Raw genomic sequence first — 20,658 nt, 5'->3', positions numbered from 1 at the left:
ACAGGCTCTGTCGCCCTTCGACGTAAAAGCAGAAAAGAGTTTCTAATTTTAAAACATCGGTTTATTTTAGTGTGACTCACCCTGCGGTGTGAAGCGGAGTTCAATCAGCGCAATCGCTTTCTGGATCGCGCGGAGCGTAACCGGGTCCGCCGCAGCAGGATGGTTGGTGAAATCGATGTTTTTCAACTGGGTCGACATCTTTTCGCGTACCTCAACCGGCGCGATAACGTCAATCACATCAAGGATTTGTTTGATAACCAGCTGGCAGGCGACGACGTCAGATACCAGTTCCTGATCGGCGCTCAGGTTTTGTGACATGGGGTTCTCCTTATTCAAAGGGCGCCATAGTAGCAAAACAGACGCCCTTCCATCTCCCTCTCGTCGTCCGCAGACATAAAAAAACCTGCCGAAGCAGGTTTTTTTATCAGAACATCGCACCCGGTGGGACGTCTTTAAACGTTGTGCAGTAGTTTGCCCACATGCTTTTCAGGATTTTGCGCAGTTTCATTATGTTGCTCCAGTAACGTGTTATGCAGGTGTTATTGTCAATACGCTTATAATATGACCACCATCACAAAAATCAACCATTTTGTGACCTGCATCACGGTTATTAAACCCTCAGTGCTGCTGGTTTGTTAAAAAAAGCCATGATAAATCCGCACGTTACAGGCTTATAAATTCCAGTAAATGTTTATAAAATTTTTTGAGCGGGCAGGAAGAGAATGAGTGAAAACGTATCCGGCAAAGAGAGCCGTGGATTATCGCCTGCGGCGCTGCTGGTGGCCGGTGCTTTCTTTATGGAATTTCTGGATGGGACGGTGATCGCCACCGCGTTGCCGGATATGGCAAAAAGCTTCGGCGACCAGGCGGTGGATCTGAATATCGGCATCAGCGCCTATCTGATCACCCTGGCCGTACTGATCCCCGCCAGCGGCTGGATCGCCGACCGCTTCGGCGCGCGAAAAGTGTTTGCCCTCGCGCTGGCGATCTTCACGCTGGCCTCGGTATTTTGCGGCCTGTCCACCACGCTCGATCAGTTCGTTGCGATGCGCGTCCTCCAGGGCATGGGTGGCGCGCTGATGGTGCCCGTAGGTCGCCTGGCCGTGCTACGCACCACGCCAAAACATCAGCTCATCACGGCAATCGCCACCCTGACGTGGCCTGCGCTGGTCGCGCCGATCATCGGCCCGCCGCTGGGTGGGTTCATTACCAGCTATGCCGACTGGCGCTGGATCTTCTTTATTAACGTGCCGCTGGGGATAATCGCCATTTTGCTGGCGCTGCGCATCATTCCAGACCTGCATGAAGATACGCGCCGACCGTTTGATTTACCGGGTTTTGTTGTCACCACCCTTGCCATGGTGAGCCTGGTTTATGCGATGGAGTTGATGGGCGCAGAGCCTCTGCGAACAGGATTAACCGCCACGCTGTTTATCGTCGGTGTCGTCGCCTTAAGCCTGGCGCTGCGTCACTTTAAGCGGGCAACCTGGCCGATGATCAGGCTCGATGCGATGCAGGTGCCGACGTTTCGCGTCACCCTGTACGGCGGATCGCTGTTTCGCGCCTCCATCAGCGCGGTTCCGTTCCTGTTACCGCTGATGTTCCAGGTCGGCTTTGGCATGGACGCGTTCCATTCTGGCCTGCTGGTGCTGGCGGTTTTCGTTGGCAATCTCACCATTAAACCGGCGACGACGCCGCTTATCCGCAGCCTGGGGTTTAAGCGGCTGTTGCTGATTAACGGTGCGTTGAATGTCCTGGCGTTGCTGGCCTGCGCGTTTCTTACGCCGCAGACGCCCGCGTGGCTCATCATGCTGATCCTTTATCTGGGCGGCGTTTTCCGTTCGATTCAGTTTACAGCCATCAGTACGCTGGCTTTTGCGGATGTGCCATCGGCGCAGATGAGCTATGCCAATACCCTGTTTTCAACCGCAACGCAGCTTGCCGTGGGGCTTGGGATCACGCTCGGGGCGATTGGTATTCGTATCGGGGAAAAAGTCAGTGAGGCGATGGGGATTGCCGGTATGCCGGGAATGAGCTTCCGGCTGGCATTTGTGGCAATCGCGCTGATCTGCCTGGTGGGAATGGTTGACACGCTGCGTCTGACCAAAGATGCGGGCAGCGCGGTCTCATCGAAAAAGTAACGCTATCTGCCGGGCAGGCAACGCACCGCCCGGCAAAGTAAATCAGCCAACAATACCGCGCACGAAGGCTTCAATCTCTTTGTCCTGGCAGTTCTCGAAGAAGCACTGCTGGAAGCGCTGGCCTGATACGGCGGTTTTAACCAGCTCAGGATCGATTGCTCGCAGGGTATCCAGATAGTTTTCTTTCACCACCGCCGCTTTCACCTGGTTCAGAATCCCGGCGTTACGCACCTGCGGCTCTTTACGCTCTGGTGGATAGCCTTCGCCATTGCGTCCGGTAAACGCTTTCTCAAAGATAAAGCGTACGTTCAGTTCTGCCCCCCAGCCGAAGCCCTTCGCAAACGGCAGAGAAAGCGCGTTACCGTTGTTGATTTGCGCAAACAGGAAAGCATCCGCAGGATCGATGCAGTAACCGCAAATCACACCCGGATGGATGTTCAGGGACATCAGCGCGCCCTGCCCGGTACCGCAGCCGGTAACAACAAAATCAACGGCTTTAGCGTTAAGCAGAATGCTCGCCATGATGCCCAGGTGAATATAGGTGAGATGATGATCGTTCTCATCACTCATACCGACGTTATAGACCGGAAAACCTTTCTCATCAGCAACGGCTTTCAGCTCATTAAGGATGATGGGATTCTTAGCGGCCTGGCTGTTTTCCATCATCAGTGCAATTTTCATCTTGTCTCTCCTGAATGCATGGCGGGCGATCCCGCTGTGGATACCTTTTCAACTTAACCTTACTATCAAACAAACGCACTTTCAAATTAAGTGAAAACTTGTTTTAAAAAACAAAGATGCGCTCACAATTTCGCGCGGTGGCCCGGCTCGTTGCACAGTGAGAGGGCAGATCCTCCGGCTATTCCAGCCATTGCGTACCATCGCGTTGGTTACAATGGCGTATTTCCCGTCACGCAGAGTGAACCATGAAACGTGTAATCATAGCCGGAACGATCCTGTTGCTCGCCGGGTGCAGTATCAACCGTCAGGCAGAAGTCAGCAGTACGGATGCCCCAAACGGAATTGTGCGCCTCGACTATGGCCAGGCCATGCTGCAAAACGCCTGGTCTGATGACTATGTTAATAACGGTACGGCAACCAAAGCCTGCCAACACATGGGCTATGCCACCGCGTCAGCCTACGGGCAGCCGATTAAAACCTGCACCCTGATCAGCGGCTCACTCTGTCTGAACGAAAGTGTGACCATTCAGTATAAATGTCAGGGATATGCCGTTACCGCTTCCAGTCAGAATCCGTGGTATTAACCGCTACTGCCAGTCATACTGGCAGTTTATTTAATAAGAACTAAAACAATTCTCATTAATAAATATAAAGGGCGGCAATGCGTTTTATTCCCATTCGTATTTTTAATAAAGAAATATTTATTTTACTTTTTGCAAATAATTAAATAACAAATTATAGTGTCGCTCATCGTGAACCAGAATTAATAAACCGGAGCTGCACCATGTTAAAAACTGAAATGATCGACAAGCTCAATGCGCAAATGAATCTTGAGCTTTTTTCTTCCCTGCTTTATCAGCAGATGAGCGCCTGGTGCAGCTATCACAGCTTTGAAGGGGCGGCCGCCTTCCTGCGTCGTCATGCCCAGGAAGAGATGACGCACATGCAGCGTCTGTTTGATTACCTGACGGACACCGGCAGCCTGCCGCGCATTGATAACGTGGCATCGCCTTTTGCCGAATACGGCTCTCTTGATGAGTTGTTCCGCGCCACCTATGAGCATGAACAGCTGATCACCCAGAAAATTAATGAACTGGCTCATGCCGCCATGACCAGCCAGGATTATCCAACCTTTAATTTCCTTCAGTGGTATGTGGCTGAACAGCACGAAGAAGAGAAGCTGTTTAAATCCGTGCTGGATAAATTATCTCTGGCAGGTAAATCCGGTGAAGGTCTGTACTTCATTGATAAAGAGCTGTCGACGCTCGATACCCAGAATTAACAGAAAAGCGGTGCTGAGTTTTCAGCACCGCATTATTTAATGGCGGCAGATTTTACTTTCGTGAGTGGAAAATCCGTCTGCTGCTAGAATGAATTTTCCGCGCGCCGCCAGAAACGCCACCAGCTCCGCGGCCGTCATCTCCGAAGCTGAACAGGTATGGAAACGCGCCGCTTCGCCAAAGCGGGCATGTATCGCCTCAACCAGACTCTCCTCCGTATAGCGCTCACCTGACTCAATCATCATATTCAGCACGTCGTGTCCGTGAATTGACATGGTTACCTCTCGCAAATAAAAAGCAGACTAAACGTTCCCTCCACGGCACGCTTTGCGCTGGCTCAGGTTACCCTTTTCTTTTTGTAAATTAATCATTACACCCCATGTAACGGTGATTTGACGAGATGGTGCTTTTCCCTTACTCTGCGCCGCAGAATGAGTCGCGGTATGGAAGCGTTGTAGAGGAAAGCGTGAAGAACAGAACTCTGGGAAGTATTTTTATCGTCGCCGGAACGACAATTGGCGCAGGAATGTTGGCCATGCCGTTGGCTGCCGCCGGCGTCGGGTTTGGGGTTACCGTAGTGCTGCTTGGCGGTCTGTGGGCCCTGATGTGTTACACCGCGCTATTATTGCTGGAGGTTTATCAGCATGTCCCTGCCGATACTGGCTTAGGCTCCCTGGCTGCACGCTATCTTGGACGCTACGGGCAGTGGATCACCGGTTTCAGCATGATGTTCCTGATGTACGCCCTGACTGCCGCTTACATCAGCGGCGCCGGGGAGCTGATTGCGTCAAGTATCAATGACGGCTTCGGTGCGTCGCTTTCACCGGAAACAGGTGCCATTGTCTTTACGTTGATCGGTGGCGGCGTAGTTTGCGCGGGCACATCGCTGGTCGATCTGTTTAACCGTTTTTTGTTCAGCGCCAAAATTCTCTTCCTGATTGTGATGCTGGTGCTGCTGGCACCGCATGTGCACAAGGTTAACCTGCTCTCCCTCCCGCTGGAGAAAGGTCTGGCGCTTTCGGCCATCCCGGTTATTTTCACCTCCTTCGGTTTTCACGGCAGCGTGCCGAGCATCGTGAGCTATATGAACGGTGATATTCGCAAGCTGCGCCGCGTCTTTGTTATCGGCAGCGCCATTCCGTTGATTGCTTACCTGTTCTGGCAGCTGGTGACGCTGGGCAGTATTGATTCCAATACCTTTATCGGACTGATGGCAGAGCATTCTGGTCTGAATGGATTCCTGGTTGCCCTGCGTAACGTGGTGGCCTCTTCACACGTGGAGCTGGCGGTACATCTGTTTGCAGACCTGGCGCTGGCAACGTCCTTCCTCGGCGTAGCGCTTGGCCTGTTTGACTATATGGCGGATCTGTTCCAGCGTCGCAATACCGTTGCGGGACGCTTACAGACGGGGGCGATGACCTTCCTGCCGCCGCTGGCCTTCGCGCTCTTTTACCCGCGCGGGTTTGTGATGGCGCTGGGGTATGCTGGCGTGGCGTTATCGGTACTGGCCCTGCTGCTGCCTTCCCTGCTGGCGTGGAAGAGCCGCCAGCAACATCCGCAGCAGGGGTATCGCGTAGCGGGCGGTACGCCAATGCTGTGCGCGGTGTTTGGTTGTGGGGTGGTGATTATTCTGGTGCAGGTGCTGATTGCAGCGGGGATGCTGCCGGAAGTGGGATAACTTATTTATACAGGTCCTGAGGTACTGTTCCGTTCACCTTAAGATCAACAGAATATAATTTTTTCACAGCATGTGAACGGGATAAGGGGGCCGCCGCGGCCCCCTTATCAATCCCCGCGGCCCCGCGGAAAATCGGTGCTTCGCACTGCGCTCACCTCCCGACCATCTGCCTGCGGTCGGCTCAACTCGACATCCTGTCTCGATTCGCCTCTGGCCGCCATCCATGGCGTCCAGCCCTTGTCATCTGGTCTCCGGTTCGCCGATTTTAGCGGGGACTCAACACCCGTGCCCCATTCAGGCCACAGTAATAATTGATTTAATGCAGGCAGCAGCTTTTAAACTTCTTCCCACTCCCGCACGGGCACGGATCGTTACGCCCCACCTTCGACCCGTTCACGATCGGCTTTTTCGCTTCCGGCTGCTGCGGGTTAGCCACCCAGTAGTTATACAAACGCAGCGCCGCAGGCTGAATGCTTTCGATGCTGGCCATGTACTCCTCTTCGGTCAGCGCATCCAGCTTCTCGCTGTTCTCTTCCGTCCCGTGCAGGGCAATCACCGCCAGGTCCGCTTCCAGCGCTTCCGGAAGGGATGACCAGTCCGTCAGCGCCACGCCGCGCATGTAGCCATAGCACCACTCTTCCACCACGGTATAGCTCTGACCGTCAACGTCGTTATAGCCAAACAGCGGTTCAAACTGATCCGGGTATTCGCTCAAACGCTCGGCAATATCGTTCATGTGCTTAAAGCAGAGATCGATAAAACGGTTCATCTCACGATCGTTTTTCCAGCGCGGAATATATTTCTCACCACCCCAGACCGCCACCAGCCAGGTGTCGGGCTCCACCACAACGGGACCGGAAAGTACTGCGGTAAGCATGCCGTCCAGTTCGGACACGTCAATCACGGATGCATCGTCGTGACCGTAAGAGATTAATGTCTCTTCCAGCCACGCCATCTCGCTTTCATTTAATGGGCCTTCAGCCATTGCTGATACTCCTGATAAAAAAAACGATCCTGACATATATCGCCGCGCGTGCCTATCTGAAGTTTAGGTCTTTATTGCTGCAAAAACGTGCAAATCGTGACCGTTGCACAACTTATGGGCTTTGTTGTTAAGGAGATGTGATCTCCGCTGTAAATTCATCTCATCCCGCAAAGACGCATAAAACGGCGCTCTATACTCAACGTGTTGTGACCCGGTCAAGGGATTAACCATTCTGGCAACCTTTTTGCTTAATGTTCTGCGCGCTTCGCGGTGCGTGGGATCCTCGCCGTATTAAGCATGAGATTGCTTCTAAAGTGCATTTTGTTCTCGCTCTTGTTTTTGGATTTACGATGCCATCAGGCGTTCGGGTTTATACCTGGTGCAAAAACCTCTTTGCTAAGGAACATAATAATGTCGCTGAAATTTACCAAAACTCCCCTCTCCCTGGTGCTGGCCGGTTGTCTGGTGACGGCCTTTTCCGCGCAGGCCGATATCGTCATCGGCGTGGCCGGGCCGTTCACAGGCCCGAACGCAACCTACGGCGATCAATACTGGCATGGCGCTACGCAGGCGGCGGAAGACATTAACGCCGCCGGTGGGATCAACGGTGAGAAAATCAAACTGGTTCAGGGCGACGACGCCTGCGAGCCCAAACAGGCCGTCGCCGTTGCCAACCGCTTAGTCGATCAGGATAAGGTGAAAGCGGTCGTCGGCCACTTCTGCTCCTCGTCGACCATGCCCGCCTCCGAGGTCTACAGCGATGCAGGGATCCTCTCCATCACCCCCGGCTCAACGAACCCGCTTATTACCGAACGTGGCATGAGCGATATATTTCGCATGTGCGGACGTGACGACCAGCAGGGCCAGGTCGCCAGCGATTTCATTCTTGATAAGCTGAAAGCCAAACGGGTGGTCATCATCCACGATAAAGACACCTACGGTCAGGGGCTGGCGGACGCCACTAAAGCGGCGCTGGCGAAACGCGGCGTGAAGGAGGTGATGTACGAAGGGTTATCCCGCGGGGAGAAAGACTTTAACGCGCTGGTGACCAAAATCGGCGCACAAAAACCGGACGTGGTGTTCTTCGGGGGCTGTCACCCGGAAGCGGGCCCGCTGGTTCGCCAGATGCGTGAACAGGGCGTGCAGGCGAAGTTCTTCTCGGGAGACTGTATCGTCAATGAAGAGATGGTCACCGCCGCCGGTGGGGCGCAGTACACCAACGGTATTTACATGACCTTTGGTAAAGATCCGCGCCAGATCCCGGACGGAAAAGCCGTCATCGAGAAATTCCGCGCCGGTAAATTTGAACCCGAGGGATACACCCTCTACGCCTACGCGTCTGTGCAGGCTATCGCGGCGGCATTCAAGGCCACAAAAGGGACGGATTCCGCAAAAGCCAGCGAGTGGCTGAAGGCCAACCCTGTCGACACGGTGATGGGTAAAAAAGCCTGGGACAGCAAAGGTGACCTCAAAGTCTCTGACTACGTGGTCTATCAGTGGGATGACAAAGGCAAATATAAAGAAGTGCCATAACGGGACGGAATCTGCTCAGCGCCGGCAGGTCTGACTGTCGGCGTAACCCTTTATTCAGGTGCGCGACCATGAGTACATTCTTCCTGCAACAATTAATTAATGGCTTAACGCTGGGTTCGGTCTACGGTCTTATCGCCATCGGCTACACCATGGTGTACGGCATCATCGGTATGATCAATTTCGCCCACGGCGAAGTGTATATGATCTCCGCCTATCTCTCGGCCATTGGCCTGGCCCTGCTGGCGTTTTTTGGACTCCACTCCTTTCCGCTGCTGATCCTGGGGACGCTGGTTTTCACCATCGTGATCACCGGCGTTTATGGCTGGACGATTGAGCGCATCGCCTATAAGCCGCTACGCAACTCGACGCGTCTGGCACCGCTGATTTCGGCCATCGGGATGTCGTTGATACTGCAAAACTACGTCCAGCTCAGCCAGGGCCCGCGCCAGCAGGGCGTGCCCACCATGCTTGATGGCGTGCTGCGTTTTCACCTCGGCGAAGGGTTTGTCCAGATAACCTATACCAAAGTCTTTATTCTCATCGCCTCGTTCGCGGGCATGCTGGTGCTGACCTGGATTATCAACCGTACCCGCTTAGGACGCATGTGCCGTGCGGTACAGCAGGATCGTAAGATGGCCTCCATCCTGGGTATCAACACCGACAGAATTATTTCGCTGGTGTTTGTTATCGGCGCAGCCATGGCCGGGCTGGCGGGCGTGCTAATCACCATGAATTACGGCACCTTTGATTTTTACGTCGGGTTTGTTATCGGCATCAAGGCCTTTACGGCGGCGGTGCTGGGCGGCATCGGCTCTCTGCCCGGTGCGATGCTTGGCGGGCTGATTCTGGGCGTCGCAGAAGCGCAATTCTCCGGGATGGTGAACTCGGATTATAAAGACGTGTTCTCGTTTGGATTGCTGGTCTTAATTCTGATCTTTCGTCCTCAGGGGCTGCTGGGCCGCCCCGTCGTGGCTAAAGTGTAAGGAACAACGCGATGACCTCTGACGGTTTTTCCCTGAAGCGCTGCATTCTGGACTCGATTTTTTCCGGAATGATCGCCCTGATTATTTTCGGCCCGATTGCGGGCGTGATACTGGATGGTTACAGCTTTACCTTTGACGGCCAGCGGCTGGCGTGGATTGTAGGCACGGTGATGGTGGGACGCTTTTTACTGAGCGCCTTTTCAGCTACGGCGGCCGGAAAACGTTTACAGGCGCGGTTTGAATCCGACAATGCGGGCGTGTATGTCCGGCCACCGGCATATAAAAGCCGCATGCGCTGGATCATTCCGCTGATTGTCACACTGGCGATCTGCTTCCCGTTTGTGGCCACTAAATACGTTCTGACGGTTGCCATTCTCGGACTGATCTACGTCCTGCTCGGTCTTGGGCTGAACATTGTTGTTGGCCTGGCAGGGCTGCTGGATCTGGGTTATGTCGCCTTCTATGCCATCGGCGCTTACGGGCTGGCGCTCGGGTATCAGTACCTGGGGCTTGGGTTCTGGAGCATGCTGCCGCTGGCGGCGCTAATGGCCGCGGGCGCGGGCGCCCTGCTCGGCTTTCCGGTGCTGCGCATGCACGGGGATTATCTCGCCATCGTCACGCTCGGGTTTGGCGAGATCATCCGCCTGGTGCTGAACAACTGGCTCACCTTCACCGGCGGGCCTAACGGCGTTTCAGCCCCTGCCCCGACCTTTTTTGGTCTGGAGTTTGGCCGACGCGCCAAAGAAGGCGGCGTCCCCTTCCACGAGTTCTTCGGCCTGACCTATAACCCCAACTTGAAGTTTATCTTCATCTATGCGGTGCTGTTCCTGGTAGTCATGCTGGTGCTGTACATTAAACACCGGCTGACCCGAATGCCCATTGGACGGGCGTGGGAAGCGCTCCGTGAGGATGAGATTGCCTGCCGTTCAATGGGGCTGAATCACGTTCTGGTCAAACTCTCGGCCTTCACCCTGGGCGCATCGACGGCAGGTATCGCCGGAGTGTTTTTTGCCACCTACCAGGGGTTTGTTAACCCGACCTCTTTCACCTTTTTTGAATCGGCCCTGATCCTCGCCATTGTGGTCCTGGGCGGGATGGGCTCCACCGTCGGCGTCGTACTGGCCGCCTTTGTGCTGACCGTCACGCCGGAACTGCTGCGCAGCTTTGCGGAATATCGCGTGCTGCTGTTTGGCATGCTGATGGTGGTGATGATGATCTGGCGTCCTCGCGGTCTGATCCGCATCAACCGCAGCGGATTTGCCGTGCGTAAAGGAGTGGCGCCATGAACGCAACGATTTTACGTGTAGAACATCTGATGATGCACTTCGGCGGGATCAAGGCCTTAAACGACGTCAATCTTGAGGTGCAGCGCGGCTCCATTACCGCACTCATTGGGCCTAACGGCGCGGGAAAAACGACCGTCTTTAACTGCCTGACCGGTTTCTACCGGGCCTCCGGCGGCAACATTCTGTTCAATGCACGAAATAAAACCACCAATGTCATTCAGGTGCTCGGCCAGAAATTCCAGCCGGGCGACTGGCTCAACCCGGCGCAGCTTGGTCAACGCCTGTTCTATAAGATGTTTGGCGGCACGCATCTGGTGAACCGCGCGGGTCTTGCGCGCACGTTTCAGAACATCCGCCTGTTCCGCGAGATGTCCGTTGTGGAAAACCTGCTGGTGGCACAGCACATGCGCGTCAACCGCAATCTGCTGGCGGGGGTGCTGAACACCCCTGCGTATCGTCGCTCAGAGAACGATGCGCTGGACCGGGCGTTTTACTGGCTGGAGGTGGTGGATCTGGTGGATTGCGCGAACCGTCTGGCCGGGGAAATGTCCTATGGCCAGCAACGACGCCTCGAAATCGCCCGCGCCATGTGTACCGGCCCGGAGATGATTTGTCTCGATGAACCTGCTGCCGGCCTGAACCCGGTGGAAACGCACAAGCTGAGTGAGATCATCCGGTTCCTGCGCGACCACCATGACATCACGGTTTTGCTGATCGAGCATGATATGGGGATGGTGATGGGCATTTCAGATGACATCATTGTGCTCGATCATGGCGATGTGATTGCCAGAGGTAAACCGGCTGAGATCCAGCACAATGAAAAAGTGATTGCCGCGTATCTGGGCACCGACGAAAGCGAGGTAAATCTGTGAGCGAACCGATGCTTCAGTTTCAGGATGTGGATGTTTTCTACGGGGTGATCCAGGCGTTGAAGCAGGTTTCGCTTGAGGTTAACAAAGGGGAAACCGTGGCCCTGATTGGCGCTAACGGCGCGGGGAAGTCAACATTACTGATGTCTGTCTTTGGTCAGCCCCGGATCCGCAACGGGCAGATCCTCTTCTGCGGCGAGGATATCAGCCACAAATCCACCCACTATGTTGCCACCGGTGGCATCGCGCAGGCACCTGAGGGACGACGCATTTTCCCGGATATGTCTGTAGAAGAGAACCTGCTGATGGGGACAATCCCCGTCGGCAATCAGCATGCAGCGGAAGATATGCAAAGCATGTTCGACCTCTTCCCCCGCCTCAAGGAGCGACGTAACCAGCGGGCGATGACGCTCTCCGGCGGTGAACAGCAGATGCTGGCTATCGCCCGCGCGCTGATGAGCCGTCCTAAACTTCTGCTGCTGGATGAACCCAGCCTCGGCCTCGCGCCAATCGTGGTTAAACAGATTTTCCAGACGCTGCGCGAACTGGCCCGTAACGGAATGACGATTTTTCTGGTCGAGCAGAATGCGCACCACGCGCTGAAGTTGTCCGACCGCGGCTATGTGATGGTTAACGGGCAGATTCGGTTAAGCGGCAGCGGCGAGGCGTTGCTGAAGGATCCGGAGGTGAGAAAGGCGTATCTGGGTGGCGTGTGAAACGAAAAGGCTATAGTGAGAAAAACTCACAGTGATTGCGATTATTAATCGTTTTTCAAAAACGTACGCCTTCCAATATTATCCTCTCGACCTACCCGGACGGTGGGCCAATTAAAACATTCAGGCGCAAACTGAATAGTCATAATGTGAGGAACCGGGGCAAACATGACACTTGATGCTTTATTTCAGTTAATGAAAATTATATCGCCATCTGAAACCCCATCAGGTGGCGATTTAGCGAATTTTATGACCATGCTTATCTCCACCAAAAATCATTCTGACGCCCTGTTACCGTTTTCGCAGCGCGCGTATATGCTTTCAGTTGCCTATCGCGATCCCCAAAAAGCAGCTGCGTTGCTTTCATCCTGTCAGCCCGAAGCAGGCAACCCTCTCCCGCTGCTCAACTTCTCTGGCTGGCCGGACGTGCGTTACGCCACTTCTGGTGAATTACAGACGCCGGAGTCTGAGGACTATTTTAACAAGATTTCGTCTGCCGCCACGCTATTACGCGCGGCAATTATTGACGCTGAACAGCAGAAAAACACGCCAGCATTTTATATTCTGGATAAGGTGCTCAGCCTGAACAGCGCTTTACCAGAACGCTATAAAAAGATGGCAAACATCTCTTACTCATAACGGTATTAATACACCCGGCTTTCATCGTATTCCAGATAAAGAATATCCAGAGCCGGAACGACCGGGGTATGGTTTTGCAGCCAGGCCAGAAGATGTTGAATGCTCTCTCTTTTGAGTGAATTTTTTGGCCAGACGAGGTAGTAGCCATCCCCGGTCGCGATAGCTTCCCTGAAAGGCAGGCCCAGCAGGCCACTTTTCAGGGCATCAAGCGTGAGATGCAGGTCGGCGATAGCGATGCCGTGCCCGTTCATCGCGGCGATACTCCCCTGTTCAAGGGTATCGAACACCATACCGCTGCTCATATCGAGCCCCGGGAACAATCCTGTTCTTCGCAGCCAGCGTCGCCAGTCCCGTCTGTCCGGTGAAGGATGGATCAGATCGCATTGCGGAAGCCGCTGCCGGGCCGGTTCGATAAGTGATGGGGTACAAACCGGGATAAGCCATTCATGAAAAAGCAGCTGGCTTTCCGTTGTGTCACCAAAACGCCCATTGCCGAGAAGAATGGCGCAGTCGTAGGGCTCAAGATTGAAATCAACGGTATCAATGTCCATCCAGACGCTGGCAATCTCAACCTGTGGTTTTGCATGGTTGTTGCGAAAAGATCGCAGCACGTCGAGAAGCCATCTCATGGTCAGGGTACTGGGTGCTTTAAGCCGCAGCAGGTGATTTTCACTGCGAAATGCCCGGCAGGCCCATTCAATGCTCGTGAAGCTTTCGTTCAGCTGTCCGGCAAGCACTCGCCCGGCTTCAGTGACCTCCACGCGAGGACCTTGCCTTCTGAAAAGCTCGCAGTCGAACCACAGTTCAAGGGTACGAACATGTCTGCTGACCGCGCCCGGCGTAATATTGAGCGTTTCAGCGGCTTTACTGAAGGAGTTCAACCGCGCAGCAACTTCAAAGGCACGCAGTGCATACAATGGCGGTAAAGACATAGCGTCCCTTAAATGAGGTAATGGCATGGGGGATCAGGATCGCAAACCTGCAAATTTTCACACTGCAAATCGCGCCCGCTACACGATAGCATAATGGGTATCTGTTTAATTCCGTTGAAAAGGATCGTTGTTTTATTACGTGAGGGTCAGAAATGAAGGTTATTGATTAGCAGAATGGCAGGCACAAAAAAACCACCTTTCGGTGGTTTCACGACACTGCTTATTGCTTTGATTATTCTGCTTTTTCCCATGGTAGCCGGAGTGGGACTTGAACCCACACAGCGCGAACGCCGAGGGATTTTAAATCCCTTGTGTCTACCGATTCCACCATCCGGCCAGGGAAGAAAGTGGAGGCGCGTTCCGGAGTCGAACCGGACTAGACGGATTTGCAATCCGCTACATAACCGCTTTGCTAACGCGCCTTAAATCTGTTGTCTTTCGACCTGCACCCGCAAACTGCCGATGCACTAATCTGGAGCGGGAAACGAGACTCGAACTCGCGACCCCGACCTTGGCAAGGTCGTGCTCTACCAACTGAGCTATTCCCGCATGTCATCAAGTAACTATTTAACTACTTCCTAACCACTTGATTTCATTGTCGTCCGGCTAACTGTGCCGCCGTTCGATGCGTTGCATTCTACTGATATGACGTTTTGAGTCAACGTTATTTTTTGCATCTCAGGATCGTTTGCTGAAAATTAAGCCGAAACGATCACTGTTCAAGCAAATCACCGCGCGCAGCGTTCAAATATTGCAGCATTGACCACAGCGTCAGCACCGCCGCAACCCACAGCAGACCAATGCCGGCCCACTCTACCCAGGCATTGGGACGCCACAGCATCCATACCAGCGCCGCCATCTGTGCGGTGGTTTTGACTTTACCGATCCAGGACACCGCCACGCTGCTGCGTTTACCCAGCTCCGCCATCCACTCGCGCAGGGCAGAGATAATAATCTCACGGCCAATCATGGTCGCGGCAGGCAGCGTCACCCACCATGTATGATAATGTTCCGCCACCAGCACCATCGCGATTGCTACCATCACCTTATCCGCAACCGGATCGAGGAACGCGCCAAAGCGGGTGCTCTGGTTCCAGCGACGCGCCAGATAACCGTCAAACCAGTCCGTCACGGCAGCAATCAGGAAAATAAGCGCACAGGCAAAAGGCGCCCAGACGACCGGCAGGTAAAATGCCAGGACGAAGAACGGAATGAGCACAACGCGAAAGAGAGTGAGCAACGTAGGGATATTAAATCGCATGATGACGGTAACTGTCTGTTGTCAGTAAAATTTAGCTCTATGTTGCTACAGAGCCCTCAATGTTTCAACGAGTAGTAGATCTTTTCTGCCAGCCCTTGCGAAATACCCGGCACTTTTGCAATTTCTTCCATACTGGCGTTGAGTAATCCTTGCAATCCGCCCATATACTTCAACAGCATCTGGCGACGTTTTGGCCCGACGCCTTCAATCGTCTCAAGGGTACTGGTATTTTTCACTTTCGCCCGTTTTTTACGGTGCCCGCTGATGGCATGATCGTGCGACTCATCGCGGATATGCTGGATCACATGCAGCGCAGGGGAATCTGGCGGCAGGCTAAAGCCCTCGCCTTCCGGCTCAAAGAACAGCGTTTCCAGGCCAGCCTTACGATCTGCCCCTTTCGCTACCCCCAGCAGCAGCGGATGGTTCTTATCCCACTCCACGTCGAGCGATTCAAATACCGCCTTCGCCTGCCCCAACTGCCCTTTCCCGCCGTCGATAAGGATAACGTCCGGGATTTTGCTCTCTTCAATCGCTTTACCATAGCGACGGCGAAGCACCTGGTTCATGGCGGCATAATCGTCACCGGGCGTAATGCCGGTGATGTTATAGCGACGATACTCTGCCCGCAGCGGACCATTGGCATCAAAGACCACACACGACGCCACGGTCTGCTCACCCATCGTATGGCTGATGTCGAAGCATTCCATGCGTTTCACTTCCGGCAGCTTGAGCAGCGTAGCAAGCGCGGTTAAACGCTGGCTGACAGTCGACTGCTGGGAAAGTTTAGTGGTCAGCGCCGTGGCGGCATTAGTTCGCGCCAGCTTCAGATAGCGCGCGCGATCGCCGCGCGGTTTCGTCTGGACATTCACCCGGCGGCCTGCCAGCTCTGAAAGCGACTCCGCCAGCAGGGTTTTATCGTCGAGCGTGAAGTCGAGCAGGATCTCCGAGGGCAGCGTACGCATCTGGCTGCCCTGCAAATAAAACTGACCGACGAAGGTCTCCACCACTTCACCCAGCTCAGTGCCGCCCGGCACTTTCGGGAAGTAGCTGCGGCTGCCGAGCACTTTACCCTGACGAATAAACAGCACATGAACGCAGGCCAGACCGGCATCAAAGGCTACGCCGATAACATCGAGGTCGTCGCCCGTATTGGAAACAAACTGCTTCTCAGTCACCCTGCGCACCGCCTGAATCTGGTCGCGGATGCGTGCGGCCTCCTCAAATTCCAGCGCCGCGCTGGCTTTTTCCATACGGGCAATCAGTTGCGTCAGCACCTGATCGTCTTTCCCGGCTAAAAACAGGCGGACATATTCCACCTGCTGCGCGTACTCTTCTTCGCTCACCAGCCCTTCAACGCACGGCCCCAGGCAGCGGCCAATCTGATATTGCAGGCATGGCCGCGAACGGTTGCGATAAACACTGTTTTCGCACTGGCGAACAGGAAAGATTTTTTGCAAAAGCGCCAGCGTTTCCCGCACGGCATAACCGTTCGGGAAGGGGCCGAAATATTCACCTTTTGCATGCTTAGCGCCACGATGCATCGCCAGCCGCGGGTGCGTGTCGCCGCTCAGAAAGATAAACGGATAGGACTTGTCATCGCGCAGCAGAACGTTGTAGCGCGGCTGATACAACTTAATGTAGTTGTGCTCAAGGAGCAGCGCTTCCGTTTCCGTATGCGTTACGGTGACATCAATGTTGTGTATAAGTGCGACCAGCGCTTCGGTTTTACGGGAGGCAAGGTTGCTGCGGAAATAGCTGGAAAGGCGTTTCTTCAGATCTTTCGCCTTACCGACATAGATAACCGTACCGCCAGCATCGTACATACGATAGACGCCTGGCTGGCTGGTGACGGTTTTCAGAAATGCTTTTGAATCGAACGCTTCACTCACTGACTTATTAACGACTCCGCATTGCACAAACCATGGCGAATGGCCAGGTGAGTCAGTTCGACATCACCGTGAATGTTCAATTTACTGAACATTCGATAGCGATAGCTGTTGACCGTTTTCGGGCTGAGATTCAGCTGCTCTGAGATCTCATTCACCTTCTGACCTTTAGTGATCATCAGCATAATCTGCAATTCGCGCTCAGACAAACTGGCAAACGGAGATTCCGTTTTTTCCGGTTCAATCTGACTCAGAGCCATCTGTTGAGCAATATCAGAAGCGATGTAGCGCTGCCCGGCGTGTACGGTGCGGATCGCATTGACAACTTCCTGCGGCGCGGCGCCTTTACTGAGATACCCGGCAGCACCCGCCTGCATAACCCTGGCAGGCAGCGGATTTTCGGTATGGACGGTCAGCATGATAACTTTGGTATCAACGAACATGCGCGCGATTTTGCGCGTGGCTTCAAGCCCGCCAATACCGGGCATGTTCATATCCATCAGCACCACGTCTGCGGAGTTAGCGCGACACCATTTGACGGCATCTTCGCCACAGCACGCCTCGCCGGCAACTTTAATACCCTTTATATCTTCAAGAATGCGTCGTATCCCTGCGCGCACCAGTTCGTGGTCATCAACAAGAAGGACGTTGATCAAAGGAAATGTCTCCAGAATAGGGATAACGCTACTGACTGCTAATTGGGTTTATATTAACGGTTTTCCATGCAAGATTAAAACGCTAAAAAATCGGCTATTCGATTCTGGTCTCGTTTTTGGAAATTAAGCTGTACAGTAAGTGGAAAGAAAACCCTTGCCCGCCGGGCTTTTACCGCTATTTTTTAGCATCGACATTCGAAAAGTTACTAAAACAGTTGTTAACTCAAACGAAAAAGAGCGCGCGATTTTTTGTAACAACAATTAACGAATGGCGAACCGGGGATAAACATTTAATTGTCGCTAACATATTGGACAGGGTACCTTCATAATCCGCGCCGCCCAATAATCACTGCGCGATAAGTATAAAAAACAACCACTGCATTTTTTGCCGTAGCTTGTGGTATACTCCGCCGCCTTAACTTTCATCGTCGCGCTCATGCGCTGTTTTATAATGAGGAAAATAAATGAGCACACCTGAATTTGCCACTGCCGAGAATAACCAGGAACTGGCACAGGAAGTAAACTGCCTGAAGTCGCTGCTGACGCTTATGCTACAGGCGATGGGCCAGGCTGATGCTGGTCGTGTGATCATTAAAATGGAAAAACAGATCGCGCAGATGGAAGACCAGGCGGAATCCGCTGTTTTTGCCAATACGGTTAAGCAAATTAAACAAGCCTACCGCCAGTAACAAAAACGGCTGGATGCAAAGCATTCAGCCGTTTTCTCGTCTGACACGCAGAACGTGATATCAGTCAGATAAGCCCCGTCGCCGCGGCATAACACGCTATCTGGATCTTATTCGGTGCGTTGAATTTCTTCTGCATATTCTTTTGATGGAAATTGACGGTATTTTCCGAGATGGAGAGAATGATGGCGATTTCTGCCGACGTCTTCCCTTCTGCGGTCCACTTCAGAATTTCCCGCTCACGCTTGCTGAATTTCATTTCAGGCGGCATCACCGTCTCATGTTCAAAGCGTAACAGTGTGGTGAGCGCCATCTGGACGAGCATTTGTAAACGCAGCTCAACTTCTTCACTGGATATCGAGTGTGCCTGTAAGCTGGTACATGACACGGAGAGGAAACCGAGCGCATGATTTGGCATCATCAGACACTGCGTTATTCCCTTGCGTAATCCGTGGTCCCGCGCGCCGTCCCATAATTGCTGGGCATCCGTGAATAATTCATCCGTCCAGGGCAAATGTCCCTGAATGAAATTCTCCGGCTTCAGCACCGGGTCAATGGCGAAATAATTCTCGGACTGATATTGCGCCATCCATTGTTGCGGATAACTGGAATGGACGGAGGTTCGCGGGCGGGTAAATGGCACAGGGTGTCGAACACAAAGCGCATAATAATCGAATTCAAGCGCCTGCGTTTGTCGCTGAAGTTCCTGATATACCTCTTCGGCACAGGTCATTTCCTGAAACCGGAGGAAGCATTCCCGTCGCCAGGTGAAAAAGTCTATATCCCTCATACTTACTGAATGAAGCCTCTGATAAAGATAATCATTATTATGGTGAATATAACCTAACACATAAAGCATGATTATTTATATAAAATATCGGCCACAGGCAGATTATCTTTAATTTGGCGATGGCTTATCCACATCAGTCGGAATAAAAAAGCAACAGAACGGAGTTTAAGGGAGGATAATTTGCTCCAGAAGCGGCATCTGGAGCAAATTGAACGCTAAAATGCTACTGCATTAAGAATTTTTCAAGGAACTGACGGGTTCGGGGCTGCTGCGGATTGGCAAACAGCGCTTTAGCCGGCCCCTGCTCAACTATTCTCCCCTGATCCATGAAAATAGCCCGATCGGCAACGTCGCGAGCGAAGCTCATTTCATGCGTCACAATCACCATCGTGCGTTTCTCCTGCGCCAGCTGTCGGATCGTGTTCAGTACTTCCCCGACCAGCTCAGGATCGAGCGCGGACGTGGGTTCGTCAAACAGGATCACATCCGGGCGCATCGCCAGCGCGCGCGCAATGGCGACACGCTGCTGCTGCCCGCCAGATAAGCGACGCGGATAGCTCGTCTCCTTCCCTGCCAGCCCAACCTTCGCCAGCAGCTCGCGGGCGCGGACCGTCGCGTCTTCCTTAGGTTCCCCCTTGACGATGACCGGCCCTTCAATAATGTTTTCCAGCACCGTGCGGTGCGGAAAGAGATTAAAGCTCTGGAACACGAAGCCGACATGCTGGCGCAGGCGGCGAATCAGCCCTTTTTGCTGGCTGATGGGTTTCCCGGTATCAATGGTGATATCACCCACGCGGATCGTCCCGCCTTCGGGCTGCTCCAGTAAATTGATGCTGCGCAGCAGCGTGGTTTTGCCTGACCCGCTCGGGCCGATAATTGCTACCACTTCGCCCTGCTCAACCTCAAGATCAATGCCATGCAGCACCGTTTGTCCATGGAATTTTTTCACCAGGTTTTTGACGTCAATTGCACTCATTTTGGATCACGCTCCTGGCGGTTAAGCTGGTTTTCAAAATAGTTTTGCAGAGCGGACAGTACCGTCGCCATCACCCAGTAAATCAGCGAGGCCGCCAGATACATGGTAAACACTTCCAGCGTGCGCGAGGTGATCAGCTGCGCCTGACGGAACAGCTCCGGCACCTGAATGGTCGCCGCAAGCGAGGTGTCTTTCACCAGGCTGATAAAGCTGTTGCTCAGCGGCGGCAGCGCCACGCGCGCCGCCTGGGGCAGGATCGCCCGGCGCAGCGTCTGCCACGGGGTCATCCCGATACTGGCCGCCGCTTCCCACTGTCCTTTATCGATGGAGGAGATCGCCGCACGCAGCGTTTCAGAGGTGTACGCCGCGGTATTCAGCGACAGGCCTATCATCGCCGCCGGGATCGGATCCAGCTCAATACCGAACTGTGGCAGACCGTAGTAAATCATAAACAGCTGGGCGATAAGCGGCGTTCCGCGGAACACGGAGATGTAAAACCGCGCCAGCCACCGCACCGGCCAGATGTTCGACATGCGCATCAGTGCCAGCACAAACCCGAGCACCAGCCCGAAGAACATCCCGCCGATACTGAGCTGTAAAGTAAACACCGCGCCCTTAAGCAAGAACGGCAGCGAATCAATAACCAGTTGAATACTTTCTTGCATTATTATTTTTCTACCTGA

Annotated in this window: 23 protein-coding genes and 3 tRNA genes; 11 read left to right on the top strand and 15 right to left on the bottom strand. The window is 53.6% G+C overall.

The window, feature by feature from the left end; genetic code table 11:
• Window positions 1-66 precede the first annotated feature (66 nt).
• Together SK54_RS10655 and azuC are read right to left on the bottom strand one after the other, a co-directional pair.
• The gene (locus SK54_RS10655; protein WP_003859683.1) at window positions 67-318 is read right to left on the bottom strand and encodes a DUF2766 family protein; all 252 of its coding nucleotides are present in this window, start codon (window positions 316-318) and stop codon (window positions 67-69) included.
• A gap of 106 nt (window positions 319-424) precedes the next feature.
• Complete coding sequence (gene azuC / locus SK54_RS22510; RefSeq protein WP_003859682.1) at window positions 425-508, bottom strand: stress response protein AzuC; 84 nt, start codon at window positions 506-508, stop codon at window positions 425-427.
• A 214-nt stretch (window positions 509-722) separates the two neighbouring features.
• Between azuC and SK54_RS10650 the strand changes: the two genes are divergently transcribed.
• Window positions 723-2,141, top strand: coding sequence for an MFS transporter (locus tag SK54_RS10650; RefSeq protein ID WP_017384426.1), 1,419 nt, complete (start codon window positions 723-725; stop codon window positions 2,139-2,141).
• Window positions 2,142-2,183: 42 nt separating this feature from the next.
• Here SK54_RS10650 and SK54_RS10645 read toward each other — a convergent pair whose 3' ends face one another.
• Complete coding sequence (locus SK54_RS10645) at window positions 2,184-2,822, bottom strand: RpiB/LacA/LacB family sugar-phosphate isomerase (protein ID WP_003859680.1); 639 nt, start codon at window positions 2,820-2,822, stop codon at window positions 2,184-2,186.
• A 245-nt stretch (window positions 2,823-3,067) separates the two neighbouring features.
• Between SK54_RS10645 and yecR the strand changes: the two genes are divergently transcribed.
• Window positions 3,068-3,406 carry a YecR family lipoprotein gene (gene yecR / locus SK54_RS10640; protein ID WP_047365526.1) on the top strand — a complete coding sequence of 113 codons (339 nt, stop codon included), beginning with the start codon at window positions 3,068-3,070 and terminating at the stop codon, window positions 3,404-3,406.
• A 200-nt stretch (window positions 3,407-3,606) separates the two neighbouring features.
• Entirely contained in the window at window positions 3,607-4,104 is a 498-nt protein-coding gene (gene ftnA / locus SK54_RS10635) for a non-heme ferritin (RefSeq protein WP_003859676.1), read from the top strand.
• A 36-nt stretch (window positions 4,105-4,140) separates the two neighbouring features.
• Here ftnA and SK54_RS10630 read toward each other — a convergent pair whose 3' ends face one another.
• On the bottom strand, window positions 4,141-4,377 hold the full coding sequence (locus SK54_RS10630) for a YecH family metal-binding protein (RefSeq protein WP_015570248.1): 237 nt from the start codon (window positions 4,375-4,377) through the stop codon (window positions 4,141-4,143).
• A 191-nt stretch (window positions 4,378-4,568) separates the two neighbouring features.
• Here SK54_RS10630 and tyrP point away from each other — a divergent pair, with 191 nt between their 5' ends.
• The gene (gene tyrP / locus SK54_RS10625; RefSeq protein ID WP_026080699.1) at window positions 4,569-5,780 is read left to right on the top strand and encodes a tyrosine transporter TyrP; all 1,212 of its coding nucleotides are present in this window, start codon (window positions 4,569-4,571) and stop codon (window positions 5,778-5,780) included.
• 316 nt (window positions 5,781-6,096) lie between these two features.
• On the opposite strand, the gene SK54_RS10620 is transcribed toward tyrP, so the two are convergent.
• Window positions 6,097-6,765 (bottom strand): YecA/YgfB family protein, encoded by a 669-nt coding sequence (locus tag SK54_RS10620; RefSeq protein ID WP_003859671.1) that lies wholly within the window; start codon window positions 6,763-6,765, stop codon window positions 6,097-6,099.
• 411 nt (window positions 6,766-7,176) lie between these two features.
• On the opposite strand from SK54_RS10620, the gene SK54_RS10615 reads away from it, so the two are divergent.
• The 6 genes from SK54_RS10615 (at window position 7,177) to SK54_RS10590 (ending at window position 12,788) form a co-directional block, all read left to right on the top strand.
• Window positions 7,177-8,298 carry a branched-chain amino acid ABC transporter substrate-binding protein gene (locus SK54_RS10615; RefSeq protein WP_017693225.1) on the top strand — a complete coding sequence of 374 codons (1,122 nt, stop codon included), beginning with the start codon at window positions 7,177-7,179 and terminating at the stop codon, window positions 8,296-8,298.
• A 68-nt stretch (window positions 8,299-8,366) separates the two neighbouring features.
• A complete protein-coding gene (locus SK54_RS10610; protein WP_017693224.1) occupies window positions 8,367-9,281 on the top strand; it encodes an ABC transporter permease subunit in 915 nt (304 codons plus the stop codon).
• 11 nt (window positions 9,282-9,292) lie between these two features.
• A complete protein-coding gene (gene livM, locus SK54_RS10605; protein ID WP_017693223.1) occupies window positions 9,293-10,567 on the top strand; it encodes a high-affinity branched-chain amino acid ABC transporter permease LivM in 1,275 nt (424 codons plus the stop codon).
• Window positions 10,564-11,439 (top strand): ABC transporter ATP-binding protein, encoded by an 876-nt coding sequence (locus SK54_RS10600; protein WP_015570244.1) that lies wholly within the window; start codon window positions 10,564-10,566, stop codon window positions 11,437-11,439. Before livM ends, SK54_RS10600 begins: the two co-directional genes overlap by 4 nt.
• Complete coding sequence (locus SK54_RS10595; protein WP_017384431.1) at window positions 11,436-12,152, top strand: ABC transporter ATP-binding protein; 717 nt, start codon at window positions 11,436-11,438, stop codon at window positions 12,150-12,152. The genes SK54_RS10600 and SK54_RS10595 overlap by 4 nt, the downstream gene beginning before the upstream one ends.
• Window positions 12,153-12,317: 165 nt before the next feature.
• A complete protein-coding gene (locus tag SK54_RS10590; protein WP_048247149.1) occupies window positions 12,318-12,788 on the top strand; it encodes a hypothetical protein in 471 nt (156 codons plus the stop codon).
• Window positions 12,789-12,793: 5 nt separating this feature from the next.
• On the opposite strand, the gene SK54_RS10585 is transcribed toward SK54_RS10590, so the two are convergent.
• The 7 genes from SK54_RS10585 to uvrY form a co-directional block, all read right to left on the bottom strand.
• Window positions 12,794-13,720 carry a LysR substrate-binding domain-containing protein gene (locus tag SK54_RS10585; RefSeq protein ID WP_048247146.1) on the bottom strand — a complete coding sequence of 309 codons (927 nt, stop codon included), beginning with the start codon at window positions 13,718-13,720 and terminating at the stop codon, window positions 12,794-12,796.
• Between the two features lie 250 nt (window positions 13,721-13,970).
• Window positions 13,971-14,057: transfer RNA gene (locus SK54_RS10580), tRNA-Leu, on the bottom strand.
• 11 nt (window positions 14,058-14,068) lie between these two features.
• Window positions 14,069-14,142, bottom strand: a tRNA-Cys gene (locus SK54_RS10575).
• Window positions 14,143-14,193: 51 nt separating this feature from the next.
• Window positions 14,194-14,269: transfer RNA gene (locus SK54_RS10570), tRNA-Gly, on the bottom strand.
• A 163-nt stretch (window positions 14,270-14,432) separates the two neighbouring features.
• A complete protein-coding gene (gene pgsA / locus SK54_RS10565; protein ID WP_003859652.1) occupies window positions 14,433-14,981 on the bottom strand; it encodes a CDP-diacylglycerol--glycerol-3-phosphate 3-phosphatidyltransferase in 549 nt (182 codons plus the stop codon).
• Window positions 14,982-15,037: 56 nt separating this feature from the next.
• A complete protein-coding gene (uvrC, locus tag SK54_RS10560) occupies window positions 15,038-16,870 on the bottom strand; it encodes an excinuclease ABC subunit UvrC (protein ID WP_017384477.1) in 1,833 nt (610 codons plus the stop codon).
• A complete protein-coding gene (gene uvrY / locus SK54_RS10555; RefSeq protein WP_017384478.1) occupies window positions 16,867-17,523 on the bottom strand; it encodes a UvrY/SirA/GacA family response regulator transcription factor in 657 nt (218 codons plus the stop codon). The genes uvrC and uvrY overlap by 4 nt, the downstream gene beginning before the upstream one ends.
• A 464-nt stretch (window positions 17,524-17,987) precedes the next feature.
• Here uvrY and SK54_RS10550 point away from each other — a divergent pair, with 464 nt between their 5' ends.
• A complete protein-coding gene (locus SK54_RS10550) occupies window positions 17,988-18,212 on the top strand; it encodes a DUF2594 family protein (protein ID WP_003859644.1) in 225 nt (74 codons plus the stop codon).
• A gap of 64 nt (window positions 18,213-18,276) precedes the next feature.
• Here SK54_RS10550 and sdiA read toward each other — a convergent pair whose 3' ends face one another.
• From sdiA to tcyL, 3 genes are all read right to left on the bottom strand, one after another.
• The gene (sdiA, locus tag SK54_RS10545) at window positions 18,277-18,999 is read right to left on the bottom strand and encodes a transcriptional regulator SdiA (RefSeq protein WP_017384479.1); all 723 of its coding nucleotides are present in this window, start codon (window positions 18,997-18,999) and stop codon (window positions 18,277-18,279) included.
• 223 nt (window positions 19,000-19,222) lie between these two features.
• Window positions 19,223-19,975: an L-cystine ABC transporter ATP-binding protein TcyN gene (gene tcyN, locus SK54_RS10540; protein ID WP_003859634.1), complete on the bottom strand. Its 753-nt coding sequence runs from the start codon at window positions 19,973-19,975 to the stop codon at window positions 19,223-19,225.
• Complete coding sequence (tcyL, locus tag SK54_RS10535) at window positions 19,972-20,640, bottom strand: cystine ABC transporter permease (RefSeq protein WP_003859632.1); 669 nt, start codon at window positions 20,638-20,640, stop codon at window positions 19,972-19,974. The genes tcyN and tcyL overlap by 4 nt, the downstream gene beginning before the upstream one ends.
• Between the last annotated feature and the right edge of the window lie 18 nt (window positions 20,641-20,658).

The organism is Enterobacter sp. MGH120, from assembly GCF_001037725.1.
Taxonomy (GTDB): domain Bacteria; phylum Pseudomonadota; class Gammaproteobacteria; order Enterobacterales; family Enterobacteriaceae; genus Enterobacter; species Enterobacter hormaechei_C.
The sequence above is the reverse complement of the archived record's forward strand: the minus strand, read 5'-3'. Positions and strand labels throughout refer to the sequence as shown.